The sequence below is a fragment of the Porphyrobacter sp. TH134 genome, assembly GCF_002855495.1.
In the GTDB taxonomy this organism is placed as follows: Bacteria; Pseudomonadota; Alphaproteobacteria; order Sphingomonadales; family Sphingomonadaceae; genus Erythrobacter.
In genome coordinates this window covers 57,117-71,960 of the sequence record NZ_PKRO01000005.1, presented here as the reverse complement: position 1 = coordinate 71,960, position 14,844 = coordinate 57,117, and the positions used below count along the sequence as shown (strand labels likewise).

The window sequence follows — 14,844 nt, the reverse complement described above, 5'->3', positions numbered from 1 at the left end:
AAGGGCAACAACACGGCAGGCCGGATATCCCGCCATGGCCTCATTCCATCGGTAAATGTGGCTGAAAAGCGGCAAGCCGAAGATATGGTGATCCGGCGAGCAGTGATCGCGCGGCCTGCCAGCTTGCTCCTCGATGAATTGTTCCCTACCTGTTCGCGGCAACCATGAGCAACACCCTGCCTTCTTCCGCTGCACACCATGATTCGGTCCCTGCCTATGCCGCACGGCTCAACCCGCCGCAGCGCGCCGCCGTGCTTGCGACCGAAGGGCCGGTGCTGATGCTGGCAGGCGCCGGCACGGGGAAGACGGCTGCTCTGACCGCCCGGCTGGCGCATCTGGTGGCGACCCGGCGCGCCTATCCCTCGCAAATCCTGTGTGTCACCTTCACCAACAAGGCCGCGCGCGAAATGCGCGAACGCGTCGCGCATCATTTGGGCCAGGGGGCCGAAGGCATCCCGTGGCTTGGCACGTTTCACTCGATCTGCGCCAAGATGCTGCGTCGCCACGCGGAACTGGTCGGCTTGCAATCGAACTACACCATCATCGACACCGACGATCAGTTGCGCTTGCTGAAGGCGCTGATTGCCGAGGCCGACCTCGATGAAAAGCGCTGGCCCGCGCGCCAATTGGCCGGACTGATCGACCGCTGGAAGAACCGCGGGCTTGGCCCTGCCGATCTCGATGCCGCCGAAAACGAGGCTTACGCCAATGGCAAAGGCACAGCGCTTTACACCCGCTATCAGGAACGTTTGCGCGCATTGAATGCCTGCGATTTCGGCGATCTGATGCTGCACATGCTGAATATCCTCAAGCAGCATCACGATATCCTGGCCGATTATCAGCGGCGGTTCCGCTACATCATGGTGGACGAATATCAGGACACCAACGCGGTCCAATACCTGTGGCTGCGACTGCTGGCGCAGGGGCACAAGAACATCTGCGTGGTGGGCGATGATGATCAGTCGATCTATTCATGGCGCGGCGCAGAAGTCGCCAATATCCTGCGGTTTGAAAAGGATTTCCCGGGCGCTGAAGTGATCCGGCTGGAACAGAACTACCGCTCCACACCGCATATTCTTGGCGCCGCATCGGGGCTGATCCGCGCGAACAGCCAGCGCCACGACAAGACCTTGTGGACCGAGGTGAACGGCGGCGACAAGGTCAAGGTCATCGGTGTGTGGGACGCGCCCGAAGAAGCGCGCCGGGTGGGCGAAGCGATCGAGCGGCTAGAGCGGGAGGGCGCGGCGCTCAATCAGGTCGCCATTCTGGTGCGCGCCCAGTATCAGACCCGCGAATTTGAAGACCGCTTCATCCAGATCGGGATCAATTATCGCATCATCGGCGGTTTCCGGTTCTACGAGCGTGCCGAAATCCGCGATGCGCTCGCCTATTTGCGCCTGATCGCGCAGCCGCAGGACGATCTGGCGTTTGAGCGCATTCATAACCAGCCCAAACGCGGGCTTGGTGCCAAGGCGCTAGAACAGATGCACAGCCATGCGCGCCGCACCGGGCTGCCATTGGCCGCCGCCGCGCTGCAATTGGCCGACAGCGACGAATTGCCCAAGCGCGCTGCGACCACCATCGGCGGGTTGATGCGGCAGTTCCTGCACTGGCGCCAGACGGCAGAAACGGTGACGCCGTCCGACCTTCTTCGGTTGGTGCTGGAGGAATCGGGCTACAACGCCATGCTTGCCGCCGATCGCACCCCTGAAAGCGCAGGCCGGGCCGAAAACCTGTCGGAACTCGCCCGCGCGATGGAGGAATACGAAACGCTCGGCGATTTTCTGGAACATGTCAGCCTCGTCATGGACAATGACCGTTCGGACAGTGAGGAAACCGTCACGATCATGACAATCCACGCTGCCAAGGGGCTGGAATTCGACAATGTGTTCTGCGTCGGCTGGGAAGAAGGCGTCTTTCCATCGCAACGCGCCATCGACGAGGGCGGTCTGGCATCGCTGGAAGAAGAACGCCGCCTTGCCTATGTCGCGATCACCCGTGCGCGGCGGCATTGCACCATCCTGCACGCCGCCAACCGGCGCATCTATGGTCAATGGGTCAGTTCGATCCCAAGCCGCTTCATCGAAGACCTGCCCGAAGAGCATATCGAGCAAGAGACAACGCTGACCGGGGGCGCGTCGCTGTGGCGCGCCAATTGGAGCGAGCAGGAAGACCCCTTTGCCCATGTTGCACGTGATTATCCGGACAAGGCGCAGCAGCGCGGCCCGGGTTGGCAGCGCGCGCTCACATCGGGCTATGACACCAAGCCGGCGCGGCTGCGCGAAGCCACGCGCTCACCTGCCAGTTTCGCCGCCCCTGCGCGCAGCGACGTGGCGATTGGCGCAATGGTCACGCACGCCAAGTTCGGCACGGGCTGCGTGATCGATCAGGAAGGCAACAAGCTGACCATCATGTTCGAAGACGCGGGCGAAAAGCGCGTGCTGGACAGCTTTGTGACCGTGGTAGGCTGACGCGGCGCCGTTTTGCAGCGTGTGTCAGCTGGCCGGCTGTTCGGCCACTTCCGCATCCGGCGCCCGCCGGTAGCGCGCTTCAAACGGGCGAGCCAATTCGCCCAGCAAGTCACGCGTGCCTTCGGCAATGCCGGTTTCGCAATTGAGATAGGGCGCCGGGTCACGATAGGTGCCGAACAGCTTGTCCCACAGCGTCACGGTGTTGCCGAAGTTATAACCCATCAATCGCTCATCGCGGATGTGGTGCAGCCGGTGCGCGGCGGGCGAGATCAACACCCTCCCAACCGGACCCAGCGTCCAAGGCACATCGGCGTGGACAAAATAGCCCCACCACGACCGCAGCACAAAAGCTGCCATGATCGCCCAGAACGGCAAGCCGATGGCAATGACGAGCAAACCATCAAAGATGATGCTGAGCGCCTCGCCCAGTGGATGCTTGCGGCGCAGGCTGAGCCAGTTCATCGCCTCATCGGCGTGATGGGTGGCATGGATTGGCCACAAGGCACGCGCATGTTCGAAACGGTGACGCCAATAGGCGACAAGGTCGATCAGCAGGATCGCAGCCAGCACAGCGAGCGCTGCCGGCATACTCTCCCAAAAAGCCACCAAAGCACCGGACCGCGGAATTAGCTCGGTCGCCGCCACCACCGGCACTGCCACCAGCGGCACAAGCACGACTGTGTTGACGATGAGCAACGCAAGATTGGTCGCTATCTCTGGCCGGGCCCGTTTCAGTCCGGCAAGCAGCGCATCACGCTTGGTCACGGCCGCGACGGCGGCAAACAGCAAGGCAATCGGCAGAAGCTCGGCAAATTCGGTGCGCAAGGCGTCAAGAGCGGTAACAAACACCCGCAAGGCCTAGAGGCAGACCTGCGAAAAAAGCGTTAAACCCGGCTAAATACGTACCTTCGTGATTTCAACCAAAGCCGATATCGAGGAAGCTCGGACGCGGCCCGTTCCATTCGCCCGCTGGCACGGGCTCGTCGTCTTCGGCAAACCGGCGGCGGGGCTTGGCGTCGGGTTTGCGCTCGTGCCGGGCAGCGCGCGGTTCGCTGCGGTCTTCAGTATCGCGGCGCGGTTTGCGCTCGGCGCGCGGTTCCTGTGCGTCACGGGGCTCGCGCTCTTCGCGGGCGCGGCGGGGTTTGCGCTCCGGGCGTTCTGCGTGGTCATCTTCGCGCGGCGCTTCGGCCTTGGCCGCTTCCGCCCTCGCGATAACTTCAGTCAGGTCAACGCGAACGTCGTCCTTGCCGAACACCTTGATGGCGCTGCCGGTCAGCTTTTCGACATTGCTGATCGCTTCGGCGTCTTCTTCCGAGACGAAAGTGAAGGCCCGGCCCTTGGCCCCGGCGCGGCCTGTACGGCCGATCCGGTGGACGTAATCATCGGGGTGCCACGGCGTATCGTAGTTGAACACATGGCTGACGCCCTTGATATCCAGCCCGCGCGCGGCAACGTCCGAGGCGACCAGAATATTGACTTCACCGGCCTTGAAGCGGTCAAGTTCCTTGATCCGGCTCGACTGGTCCATGTCCCCGTGGATCTCCGACGAGCGGAAACCAGAGCGGGTCAAAGTCTGGTTGAGTTCGCGCACAGTCGTCTTGCGGTTGGCAAAAATGATCGCGGTTTCAACCAGATCATTTTCGAGGAACCAGCGCAGGGTGTCCTTCTTCGCGCGCGACTTTACCGGCACCTTGAAAGCCGTGATGTCGGCATTGGTGGACGCCGCCCGGCTGACTTCGATCCGCTTGGGGTTGGTCAGGAATTTCTTCGACAGCTTCTCGATCGGCGGCGGCATTGTGGCCGAAAACAGCATGGTCTGGCGGGTTTCGGGCAGTTTGGAGCAGATGAATTCGATGTCGGGGATGAAGCCCATGTCGAGCATCCGGTCGGCCTCGTCGATCACCAGCAGCTCGCAGCCGTTGAGCATGATCTTGCCGCGCTCGAACAGGTCCATCAACCGGCCCGGCGTCGCGATCAGCACGTCGACGCCGTCAGACAGCGCCTTCAACTGGTCGCCCATCTGCACGCCGCCAATGAGCAGCGCCATCTTGAGATCGTGGTTCTTGCCGTATTTCTCGAAATTTTCGGCGACCTGAGCGGCCAGTTCGCGGGTCGGTTCTAGGATCAGCGAGCGCGGCATCAACGCACGGCGGCGGCCCGAGGCCATCACATCGATCATCGGGAGCACGAAGCTTGCCGTCTTGCCGGTGCCGGTCTGGGCGATGCCGATCAGATCACGCATCATCAGCACGGTGGGGATCGCCTGGGCCTGGATCGCAGTTGGCGTCGTATAGCCCGCTTCTTCCACGGCTTTAAGCAATTCGGGCGAAAGGCCGAGATCGGCGAAGGTCATGCGGTGTGTGGTGTCCGAAAATTGCGGGCAGGGTTGCTGCCGGGATTATCGCCCCGCTCGCGGCAGGCGCGGCTTCGGGCTGGTGGGCCTTTCCTGCAAATGGGTACAAAAGTCAAGAAATCGCAGGCGAGCGACGCAATCGATCAATCCTGCACTTCGACCAGCCGGCGCATGGTGTCGACTTCGCAGCGAGCCCCCGTGCGCGATTGCAGGCGGTCGCGGTCGACACACAGACGCCCGTCCTTGCTTTTCTCGACATAAAAGCCCGAATAGAAATCGCGGGCACGGCACGATTTTTCGAGATTGACCGCAATCATCCGCCGATCACGCAGGAACAGCACGAGGCGGTTGCCACTACCGGTCTGCACGCCGGCGATGCCGGACAAAGGCACGCATTTCTCTTTGCCCTGTTCCTCGAACCGGGCGGTGTCGGCCCGCCGCGGCAATTCTGCCAGCAGGCTTTGGCGCGCGGCCAGCGGCTGCGGAGCGATGCGCACAACCACGCGCTGTTCAATCCGCACCTGATGCACAATTGCCGATTGGCGCAGTGCCGACAGCGGGTTGACCAGCGCCGGGCTGTCCGCGCGAGGTGCCATGGGGCCCGCATCGCACAGCCCGCCAGACGCACTCTCGCCCGGCATGTCAGCCGCTTCTGCCACGAGGGGCAGCAACAGTGCCAAAGGCGCTGCAAGGGCGAACAGGCTGTCCATGAACGCGGGTGATCTCTCCTCAGAGCAGGGCGGGATCGGCAGGACTGCAAACCATGCCGTCCCCGAAAAGCACCACGCGGGCCTAGCAGCCGCAATTGAACCATGCCTTAACTGGCGCCCATGATGCTGCAAAAGCGGTAGCAATTTCATAGCCGAGTGTGGCAAGTAGGCCACAATGACACACACTGCCCCGCCCCCCGCATACGGTTTGCCAAACGCCGATTTTCTGACTGAAGCCGAAGCCCTGCTTGGCCCCCGCGGGCTGACCACCGATCCTGATCGGATGGACGCTTGGCTGACCGATTGGCGGGGTCGTTACACCGGGCGGGCACTGGCCCTCGCCTCGCCCGCGTCCACGGCAGAGCTGGCGGCGCTGGTCAGACTGTGTGCAGCCCACGCCATCCCGATTGTCCCGCAAGGCGGCAACAGCGGCATGGCGGGCGGCGCAACCCCTGATGACAGCGGCACTGCAATCATTGTCTCGCTGCGCCGCATGGACCGGATCCGCAACCTTGACCCCGGCGCCGGTCAGGCGGTGTGCGAGGCGGGCGTGATCCTCCAGACGCTGCACGATGCGGCCGAAAGCGCGCAGCTGCGCTTTCCGCTGACGCTGGGCGGCAAGGGTTCGGCGACCATCGGGGGGCTGATCGCCACCAATGCCGGCGGCACGCAGGTGCTGCGCCACGGCACCATGCGCGCGCAGGTTCTGGGGCTGGAGGCAGTGCTGGCAGATGGCAGCATGCTCGATCTTATGACCCCGCTCAAGAAGGACAATCGCGGGTTCGATCTGAAGCAATTGCTAATCGGGTCGGAAGGCACGCTGGGGATCGTGACCGCGGCAACGCTCCGACTATTGCCGGCTGCGGTAGGTCGGGCAACAGCATGGGTGGGGCTTGGCGGCATCATCGAGGCCCGCACGCTGCTGCGCCAGCTGGAACGGGCGCTGGGCGATGCGCTGGAAGGTTTTGAAGTCGTGCCCGCTCACTGCCTCGACAGCGTGCTGGCCCATCAGCCCACTGCGCGCGCGCCGCTGGGCGAGCGCCATGCATGGAATGCGTTGATCGAGTGTGCCTCGCCCACCGCTGATAGCGCGGCTTTGTCCGAACTGATGGCAGCCGGGCTTGCGGCAGCGCTGGACGATGGCCTGATTGCCGATGCGGTCGTCGCCGCCAACGATACGCAGGCCGATGCCTTCTGGGCTTTGCGCGATGGTATTTCCGCTGCCGAACGCGCGCTTGGCCCGGCGATGCAGCATGACATTTCGGTACCGGTCGAGCGGATGCCGGAGTTCATTCTGGCTGCGGTGCCGGAACTGGAAGCAAGCTTCCCAGGCACCTGTGCCGTTGCTTTCGGACATCTGGGCGATGGCAATGTTCACTTTCACGTTCTGGCACCTGCCGGTGCGGTGCGCGGTGAGTGGGAAGATAGCGAAGGCAAAATCGTCAGCGCGCGGGTGTATGATCTCGTCACCCAATGGGGCGGATCGATCAGCGCGGAGCACGGGATTGGCCAGATGAAGGTTGATGAACTCGCCCGCCTGCACGATCCGGTCGCGCTGGACGTGATGGCGCGGGTCAAACAGGCGCTCGATCCGCAAGGCCTGCTCAATCCGGGGAAACTGCTGCCCGCCTTGCCGCCCCACTGACCCGCGCGGCTTGCGTGCGCGACTGCAAGGCCTTAAGGGCCGCGCTTTCGGCGGAGCACCCGGTTCTTCCGCTGAGGGGATCATTCACTACCGCTATTTCGGAGACTTCGTCATGGCCAGCGCGCCGCAACCGCAACTTCCGCTGTTCTACAAGGACCTTCTGCCGCTTAACAGCCGCGACCACGCGGATTGGAAAGCCGGTTCGCTCGAAAGCGCGGCCTACCTCGCCGCGACCCATGCAATCCCGCTGACCTCAGACGAATTCGTGGATGCGCAGCGCAATTTCCCGATCGTGTTCACCGCCGGCGAAAACCCGCTGCCGATCGCCCTGTTCGGGCTGAACGAAGGGGTAAACACCTTCGTTGGCGATGACATGAAGATCAACGAACCGATCTACATTCCCGCTTACGCGCGGCGCTATCCCTTCATCCTTGCCAAGTTGCAGCAGGGCAGTGACGATATGTCGCTGTGCTTCGATCCGACCGCCAATCTGCTCGGCAAGATGGACGAAGGCCTTGTTCTGTTCGAAGCCGACGGCAAGCCGACCGAATATACCAATGGTGTGCTCGATTTCTGTCGCCGCTTTGAAGAAGCGGGCCAGCGCACCAAGCTGTTCATGGAAGAGCTGGCCAAGCTTGATATTCTGATGGACGGCGAAATTGCGATTACCCGCAATGACATGCCCGACAAGCCGTTCATCTACCGCGGTTTCCGCATGGTAGACGAAAACAAGCTGCGCGAACTGCCGACAGCGACTGTCGAGACCCTGTCGAAGAACGGTCTGTTGATGCTGATCCATGCGCACCTGTTCTCGCTCAATCTGATGCGCACCTTGTTCGAGCGTCAGCTCGCGCAGGGCAAGGTGCCGATGACCGCAGAAGGCGCGCCTGCTGCGGCGCTGAACTGAGAGGAATTGGCTGGGGCCCGAGGCCCCGGCCCTGCATGAAGCTTTGGCGGGCGGATGGATTGTGATCCGCCCGCCCGCTTTGCATTGATCGCCAGCTATTCAGCCGCCTGACGCTGGTCTTCGCCGCCGCCCAGCAAGGCAGCCTCGGCGCCAAGTTCACGCACCAGCCCGGTCAGCATGGCCGCAATAGCGGGTAGCCCCGCCCCCGGTTCTGCCAAATGGCGATCAAGATAGGTGCCGCGGCACACCTCGATCTGCATGGCATGCACTCCGCCATTCGGGTCGCCGTGGCGGTCAAGCACATAACCGCCCGAATAGGGCTGATTATGCGCGGCCGGGATTCTGCATTGTTCCAGATGCCCGAGCGCGCGGCCAATCAGAAGGTTGTTGCACGATGCGCCAAACCGGTCGCCCAGCACCACCACGGGCGCGCGCACCTCTCCATCGCCCGCGCGCAGGGGCGGCATGGAGTGCAAATCGATCAGCAAAGCCGCGCCCCACTGCTTGCGGATCTGCGCCAGCGTTCGCGCCAAAGCGGTGTGATAGGCGCGGTGGATCCCTTCGATCCGGGCGGCCAGCTCTGAAGGGGCGAGCCGTCCACGCCAGATTTCGCCGGAGCCCGGCAAGCGGCGCGGCACCAGCCCAAGACCGCTGCGCGCACGCGCATTGCTGCGCTGGCCGGGTTCTGGCGGGATAACATCATGCGGCCGCCCGCCTTCGATCATGTCCCAGTCAACATCATCTTCGGCGCGGTTCAGATCGAGCAGGGCGCGCGGTGCATGGGCAACCAGCAGCGCCGCCCCCGTCTCGCGCGCGACTTGCACGCCCAGGCGATCAGCGTGGCGATCTTCAAGCCGGAGCTGCGCGTGCGCTGGCTCCCGCATCCGTGCCGTCACCGCTGCGGGATAAGCCCGCCCGGCATGCGGCACAGCGATCAGCACGGGCAGATGAAGTCGCGGCGGCATGGTCATGGTGTAGGCTGGCGCATCGCCAAGCCCCGGGACCGAGCCACCACTCACAGCGCGGCGCGCGGGGGATGGTCCATGCCGGAATGGGCGTGAAAAGGATGACATGCTGCCAGCTTGCTGGCGTGTTTGCCCCAGCCTGTCAAAGCCTCATGCTTCCCCCGCTGCTGCAATCTGCGCCGCACCGGATGCAATTGGCCGCATGCACAAAGATTTCTTAAGCCCGGTCTGCTAACCCGCCTTGTATGACAGTGACACGCACACCCCGCATTCTGCTCGCCGAGGACGAGGACGCCATGCGCGCCTATCTCGAACGGGCGCTGACCAACGCCGGTTACTTCGTCAGCGCGGTGGATCGCGGTACCGAGGCCGTGCCACTGCTGGAGACGGGCGACTATGATCTGCTGTTGTCCGATATCGTCATGCCCGAAATGGACGGGATCGAGCTGGCTCAGCGCTGCGCCGAAATCTCCCCGCGCACGAAGGTGATGTTCATCACCGGCTTTGCCGCCGTGTCGCTGCGCGCCAGCCGCGAACAGCCTGCCGCCAAGGTCTTGTCCAAACCGTTCCACCTGCGCGATCTGGTGCTGGAAGTGGAACGCGTCTTTGAAGAAGCGGACGCTCTCAGGGGTTAGTGTGCCCGAATCGCTTGCACCCTTGCAGGGCTTGCGTTAAGGGCCGCCTCCGCCCCGCATTGGGGCCGATCCGATGGTGCGGGCGTATAGCTCAGTGGTAGAGCACTATGTTGACATCGTAGGGGTCGCAAGTTCAATCCTTGCTACGCCCACCATCGTGTGATCCAAGACAGCCCGCCCCTTCGGCGGGCTTTTTTGTGCCCTGCGTCGACTGCACCGGCTGTTGCGTTTCATTCGCATGTGCGGCGCTTGCAAGCCTGCCCTCCTCTGCTAAAGCCGCGGCGGGATCTGTGAGCCTTTGGACGGGCTCTGAACAACTTCCTGTCGATCAATCACAGCCCTGCGCAGACGGGGCAAGAAGGATAGGGCAACAGCCATGCAAAAAATCAAAGTCGCCAACCCCGTCGTCGAACTCGATGGCGACGAGATGACGCGCATCATCTGGCAATGGATCCGCGAACGGCTGATCCTGCCCTACCTCGACATTGACCTGAAATATTACGACCTCTCGATCGAAAACCGCGATGCGACCGACGATCAGGTTACCGTCGATTCCGCCAACGCGATCAAGCAGTATGGCGTGGGCGTGAAGTGCGCGACCATCACGCCTGACGAACAGCGGGTCGAGGAATTCGGCCTCAAGAAGATGTGGAAGAGCCCCAACGGCACGATCCGCAACATCCTTGGCGGCGTCGTCTTCCGCGAACCGATCGTGATCGACAACGTGCCGCGCCTCGTACCGGGCTGGACTGACCCCATCGTGGTCGGCCGCCATGCCTTCGGTGACCAGTACAAGGCGACTGACACCCTCATCCCCGGTCCGGGCAAGCTGCGCCTGGTGTTCGATGGCGATGATGGCGCCAAGATCGATCTCGACGTGTTCGACTTCCCCAGCGCCGGCGTGGCGATGGCGATGTACAACCTGGACGATTCGATCCGCGACTTCGCCCGCGCCAGCTTCAACTACGGGCTCAACCTCGGCTGGCCGGTGTACCTGTCGACCAAGAACACGATCATGAAGGCCTACGACGGGCGCTTCAAGGACCTGTTCCAGGAAGTGTTCGACACCGAAGGCTTCGCCGAGAAGTTCAAGGAAAAGGGCATGGTCTACGAACATCGCCTGATCGACGACATGGTCGCCTCAGCGCTCAAGTGGTCGGGCAAGTTCGTGTGGGCGTGCAAGAACTATGACGGCGATGTGCAGTCGGATACCGTCGCGCAAGGGTTCGGCTCGCTCGGCCTGATGACTTCGGTGCTGCTCTCGCCCGACGGCAAGACGGTGGAAGCCGAGGCCGCGCACGGCACCGTCACCCGCCACTATCGCCAGCACCAGCAGGGCAAGTCGACCTCGACCAATCCGATTGCCTCGATCTTCGCCTGGACCCGCGGCCTGATGTATCGCGGCAAGTTTGACGGCACGCCCGAAGTGGTCAAGTTTGCCGAAACGCTTGAGCGAGTCTGCGTCGAGACCGTGGAAAAGGGCTATATGACCAAGGATCTGGCGCTGCTGATCGGGCCCGGTCAGGCATGGCAGACCACCGAGCAGTTCTTCGAGACCATCGTGCAGAACCTCGAAAAGGAAATGGCCAGCGCAGCGTAAGCTCGCGAAAGGAGCATCATGGCAAGCCGATCCACCGCACGTCTGGAAATTCGCCAGGCCAAACTGAAAGACGTGCGGGCGATCGGCGATCTGGTGCGCCGTGCCTATGATGATCTGCCCGCCTACACGCAGGGCGAAATCCGCGGGCAGATCAACAACTACCCCGAAGGCTGCTTTGTCGCGCTGTTCGATGGCGCAGTGGTCGGTTACTGCGCCTCGATGCGGCTGGACGAGCGCGTGGCGCTGTCAAACCACACCTGGGACGAAGTCACCGGCAACGGCTTCGGCAGCCGCCACGATCCGACCGGCGACTGGCTCTACGGCTACGAACTTTGCGTCGATCCGGCGGTGCGCGGCACGCGGTTGGGGCGCAGGCTTTACGAAGAACGCCGCGCGCTGGCCGAACGGCTCGATCTCACCGGCATCGTGTTCGGCGGACGCATGCCCGGCTATGCCCGCGCCAAGCGCCGCAAGGCCAACCGTGCTGACACGCCGGAGCAATATCTCGACCTTGTGATCGAGAGCAAGATTCACGATCCCGTGCTCCGCTTCCAGCTCGCCAATGGGTTCGAAGCGGCCGGGATCATGCCCAAATACCTGCCCGAGGACAAAGCCAGCCGCGGCAATGCCGTGCGGATGATCTGGCGCAACCCCTACGTCGACAGCGATTCCCCGCCCAAGCACCGCCTGCCGCGCGACGTCGAAAGCGTGCGGATCGCGACCTGCCAGCTGCAATCGCGCGCGGTCTCCGGCTTCGATGAATTCATGAAGCAAATCGAATATTTCGTCGATGTTGCCGCCGATTACGAAGCGGACTTCATTGTCTTTCCCGAAATGTTCACAGTCATGCTGCTCTCGGCCGAGCCCAAGGAACTGACCCCGCTTGAAGCCATCGAGACGCTGAGCGATTACACCCCGCGCATCCGCCAGCGCCTGTCCGAAATGGCGCTTGCCTTCAACATCAACATCATCGGCGGATCGCACCCGACCCGGATGCCCGATGGTGACATCCACAACGTCGCCTATGTCTGCCTGCGCGACGGATCGATCCACGCGCAGGAAAAGATCCACCCCACCCCCAACGAAGCCTATTGGTGGAACATCAAGGGCGGCGACTCTATCGACGCCATCCCCACCGACTGCGGCCCGATCGGCGTGCTGATTTGCTACGACAGCGAATTCCCAGAACTCGCCCGCCGGTTGGTGGACGAAGGCGCGCGGATCATCTTCGTGCCGTTCTGCACCGATAGCCGGCAGGGCTACATGCGGGTGCGCTATTGTTCACAAGCGCGCGCGATCGAAAACCAGTGCTTTGTTGTCATGAGCGGCAATGTCGGCAACCTGCCCAATGTCGCCAACATGGACATCCAATACGCCCAAAGCTGCATCCTGACGCCCTGCGATTTCCCCTTTGCGCGTGACGGGATCGCCGCCGAAGCCTCGGAAAATGTCGAAACGCTGACAATCAGCGATGTGAACCTCGCCGATCTCAGCTGGGCCCGCGCCGAAGGCACGGTGCAGAACCTCGCCGACCGCCGCTTTGATCTTTACCGGATCGAGTGGGACAAGCGGGTCGGCAATATCAAAGACCCACTGGGCGAGCAGCACGTCACGGGCCAAAAACGACCAATCGGCCCCCATGGTGCAGGCGGCGGATGACAGCCCGGCCTGCGCGCGCTAGGTCTCCGGCGTGGCTGGCGAACTGACCATTACCCCATTCCTGTCCGATGCGCTGGTAATCCTTGGCGCAGCGGGAATCGTGATTCCGGTCTTCGCCCGCTTTCGCATTACGCCCATCATCGGTTTCATCCTGATCGGCGTCGCCGTCGGCCCGTTTGGCCTCGGCTCGCTGGTGCCGCGCGTTCCGTGGCTCGAACATATAACGATCACCAATCCCGAAGCGCTGACACCCTTCGCTGATTTTGGCATCGTTTTGCTGCTGTTTGCGATCGGGCTGGAACTTTCGTTCAACCGTCTGTGGCAGATGCGCAAATTGGTGTTTGGGCTGGGCGCGCTTGAAGTGCTGATCAGCGGCAGCGCATTGGCGCTGTTTGTCGGGCTGGCGGAGCCATTGAACTTCACGGCTGCGCTCGCACTGGGCTTTGCTTTGGCATTCTCGTCCACCGCGATTGTTTTGCCGATTTCGGGCACCCGCACGCCTGTCGGCCGCGCGGCGCTGTCGATGCTGTTGTTCGAAGACATCATCATCGTCCCGATCATCTTCATCCTCGGCGCGCTGGCGCCCAATGCGCAGGGTGAAGGCTGGGAAGGTCTGATCGAAACCCTGTGGCAAGGCGGGTTGGTGGTCGCCGTGCTGCTTGTGGCCGGCCGCGTGGCCCTGCCCCGTCTGTTTGCGCAGGCGGCCCGCACCAAAAGCCCTGAACTGTTCCTGGCCGCATCCTTGCTGGTGGTGATCGGCGCGAGCCTTGCGACCGCGCTGGTCGGTCTCTCGCCCATCGTTGGCGCGCTGATCGCCGGCCTGCTGATCGCCGAGACCGAGTACCATACCGAGGTCGAACTGATCATGGAGCCGTTCAAGGGCCTGGCCCTCGGCGTGTTTCTCATCACCGTCGGCATGAGTATCGACCTGTTCGATATTCTGACAAATCTGGGCTCCTTCGCGCTGGCAGTGGTCGGGGTGCTGACGTTCAAGGCGCTGGTTACCGGCATCCTGCTGCGCTTGATGGGGGCGCGGCGCGGCACGGCGGCAGAAACCGGCGTGCTGATGGCAAGTCCCAGTGAAACCACGCTGATCGTACTGGCCGCCGCCACAAGCGCGCTGGTGCTGGACACGGAAACCGCGCGCTTTTGGCAGACCGTGACCGCTATCGGACTGACGATCACCCCTGTGCTCGCCAAGCTCGGCGCTGGCCTGGCGCGGCGGGTCGACGGAGTGGCAGAGCCGACTGCCGCCAGCGACACTGACGAACCGCGCACGATCATCGTCGGTGGCGGCCGCGTGGGACGCCTTGTTGCCGACATGATGCAAACCCACGCCAAATCCTATGTCATGATCGACACCAACCCTGATCTGATCGCCGTAGCCAAGCGCGATGGGTACCGAGCAACCTTCGGGGACGCGGCGCGCGGTGATGCGCTGACACGGCTGGGGGTGGAAACCGCGCCCGCTGTCGTGCTGACAATGGACGAACCGGTGTTGGCCCAGCGGCTGGTTGCCAAACTCCGCCAAACCTACCCCGACCTGCTGATCGTGGCCCGCGCGCGGGACACCGATCACGCGGCGGCATTGTACCGTGCCGGAGCCAGCCATGCGGTGCCCGAAACACTGGAAAGCTCGCTCCAGCTTTCAGAGGCAGTATTGGTGGATATCGGCGTCGCGATGGGCCCGGTGATCGCGTCGATCCATGCCAAGCGCGACGAGTTCCGCGAACAGCTGGAGCGCGATGGGGGGTTGAGTGAGAAGCCCAAATTGCGCACCTCGCTGTCGCTTCAGGACCGCACAGCCACTTAGCCAGTCACCGCGACTGAGTCGCCATGCCCGCTGTGCTTCCTGCAAGCCGCTGACACGATGGCAAAGCGTTCCGATCAGCGAACGCT

Annotated in this window: 11 protein-coding genes and 1 tRNA gene; 8 read left to right on the top strand and 4 right to left on the bottom strand. The window is 62.9% G+C overall.

Annotated features, from left to right (window positions below; translation table 11 throughout):
- Positions 1 to 164 precede the first annotated feature (164 nt).
- Positions 165 to 2,471, top strand: a complete 2,307-nt coding sequence (locus C0V72_RS03845; RefSeq protein ID WP_101791903.1) for an ATP-dependent helicase — start codon at positions 165 to 167, stop codon at positions 2,469 to 2,471.
- Positions 2,472 to 2,495: 24 nt separating this feature from the next.
- Here C0V72_RS03845 and C0V72_RS03840 read toward each other — a convergent pair whose 3' ends face one another.
- The 3 genes from C0V72_RS03840 to C0V72_RS03830 all read right to left on the bottom strand — a co-directional run bounded on the left by C0V72_RS03840 (position 2,496) and on the right by C0V72_RS03830 (position 5,534).
- Complete coding sequence (locus C0V72_RS03840) at positions 2,496 to 3,320, bottom strand: sterol desaturase family protein (RefSeq protein ID WP_101791974.1); 825 nt, start codon at positions 3,318 to 3,320, stop codon at positions 2,496 to 2,498.
- A gap of 67 nt (positions 3,321 to 3,387) precedes the next feature.
- On the bottom strand, positions 3,388 to 4,824 hold the full coding sequence (locus C0V72_RS03835) for a DEAD/DEAH box helicase (protein WP_101791902.1): 1,437 nt from the start codon (positions 4,822 to 4,824) through the stop codon (positions 3,388 to 3,390).
- A gap of 143 nt (positions 4,825 to 4,967) precedes the next feature.
- The gene (locus tag C0V72_RS03830; protein WP_101791901.1) at positions 4,968 to 5,534 is read right to left on the bottom strand and encodes a hypothetical protein; all 567 of its coding nucleotides are present in this window, start codon (positions 5,532 to 5,534) and stop codon (positions 4,968 to 4,970) included.
- Positions 5,535 to 5,709: 175 nt separating this feature from the next.
- Between C0V72_RS03830 and C0V72_RS03825 the strand changes: the two genes are divergently transcribed.
- Together C0V72_RS03825 and C0V72_RS03820 are read left to right on the top strand one after the other, a co-directional pair.
- The gene (locus tag C0V72_RS03825; protein WP_101791900.1) at positions 5,710 to 7,179 is read left to right on the top strand and encodes an FAD-binding oxidoreductase; all 1,470 of its coding nucleotides are present in this window, start codon (positions 5,710 to 5,712) and stop codon (positions 7,177 to 7,179) included.
- A gap of 112 nt (positions 7,180 to 7,291) precedes the next feature.
- A complete protein-coding gene (locus C0V72_RS03820) occupies positions 7,292 to 8,086 on the top strand; it encodes a SapC family protein (protein WP_101791899.1) in 795 nt (264 codons plus the stop codon).
- A 95-nt stretch (positions 8,087 to 8,181) separates the two neighbouring features.
- Here the strand turns inward: C0V72_RS03820 and C0V72_RS03815 are convergent, their stop codons facing one another.
- Positions 8,182 to 9,057, bottom strand: coding sequence for an N-formylglutamate amidohydrolase (locus tag C0V72_RS03815; protein ID WP_233999765.1), 876 nt, complete (start codon positions 9,055 to 9,057; stop codon positions 8,182 to 8,184).
- Positions 9,058 to 9,296: 239 nt separating this feature from the next.
- Here C0V72_RS03815 and cpdR point away from each other — a divergent pair, with 239 nt between their 5' ends.
- The 5 genes from cpdR (at position 9,297) to C0V72_RS03790 (ending at position 14,758) form a co-directional block, all read left to right on the top strand.
- On the top strand, positions 9,297 to 9,686 hold the full coding sequence (gene cpdR / locus C0V72_RS03810; protein WP_101791897.1) for a cell cycle two-component system response regulator CpdR: 390 nt from the start codon (positions 9,297 to 9,299) through the stop codon (positions 9,684 to 9,686).
- 80 nt (positions 9,687 to 9,766) lie between these two features.
- Positions 9,767 to 9,841: transfer RNA gene (locus tag C0V72_RS03805), tRNA-Val, on the top strand.
- Between the two features lie 221 nt (positions 9,842 to 10,062).
- Entirely contained in the window at positions 10,063 to 11,286 is a 1,224-nt protein-coding gene (locus C0V72_RS03800; RefSeq protein ID WP_101791896.1) for an NADP-dependent isocitrate dehydrogenase, read from the top strand.
- An 18-nt stretch (positions 11,287 to 11,304) separates the two neighbouring features.
- Entirely contained in the window at positions 11,305 to 12,945 is a 1,641-nt protein-coding gene (locus tag C0V72_RS03795; protein ID WP_101791895.1) for a bifunctional GNAT family N-acetyltransferase/carbon-nitrogen hydrolase family protein, read from the top strand.
- Between the two features lie 31 nt (positions 12,946 to 12,976).
- Positions 12,977 to 14,758, top strand: a complete 1,782-nt coding sequence (locus C0V72_RS03790) for a cation:proton antiporter domain-containing protein (RefSeq protein ID WP_101791894.1) — start codon at positions 12,977 to 12,979, stop codon at positions 14,756 to 14,758.
- Positions 14,759 to 14,844 lie beyond the last annotated feature (86 nt).

Bases quoted from the DNA above. Each gene is read 5' to 3' on its own strand.
- C0V72_RS03845 (WP_101791903.1), top strand. From the start codon at position 165: ATGAGCAACACCCTGCCTTCTTCCGCTGCACACCATGATTCGGTCCCT.
- C0V72_RS03795 (WP_101791895.1), top strand. From the start codon at position 11,305: ATGGCAAGCCGATCCACCGCACGTCTGGAAATTCGCCAGGCCAAACTG.
- cpdR (WP_101791897.1), top strand. From the start codon at position 9,297: ATGACAGTGACACGCACACCCCGCATTCTGCTCGCCGAGGACGAGGAC.
- C0V72_RS03825 (WP_101791900.1), top strand. From the start codon at position 5,710: ATGACACACACTGCCCCGCCCCCCGCATACGGTTTGCCAAACGCCGAT.
- C0V72_RS03830 (WP_101791901.1), bottom strand. From the start codon at position 5,534: ATGGACAGCCTGTTCGCCCTTGCAGCGCCTTTGGCACTGTTGCTGCCC.
- C0V72_RS03835 (WP_101791902.1), bottom strand. From the start codon at position 4,824: ATGACCTTCGCCGATCTCGGCCTTTCGCCCGAATTGCTTAAAGCCGTG.
- C0V72_RS03820 (WP_101791899.1), top strand. From the start codon at position 7,292: ATGGCCAGCGCGCCGCAACCGCAACTTCCGCTGTTCTACAAGGACCTT.
- C0V72_RS03815 (WP_233999765.1), bottom strand. From the start codon at position 9,057: ATGACCATGCCGCCGCGACTTCATCTGCCCGTGCTGATCGCTGTGCCG.
- C0V72_RS03800 (WP_101791896.1), top strand. From the start codon at position 10,063: ATGCAAAAAATCAAAGTCGCCAACCCCGTCGTCGAACTCGATGGCGAC.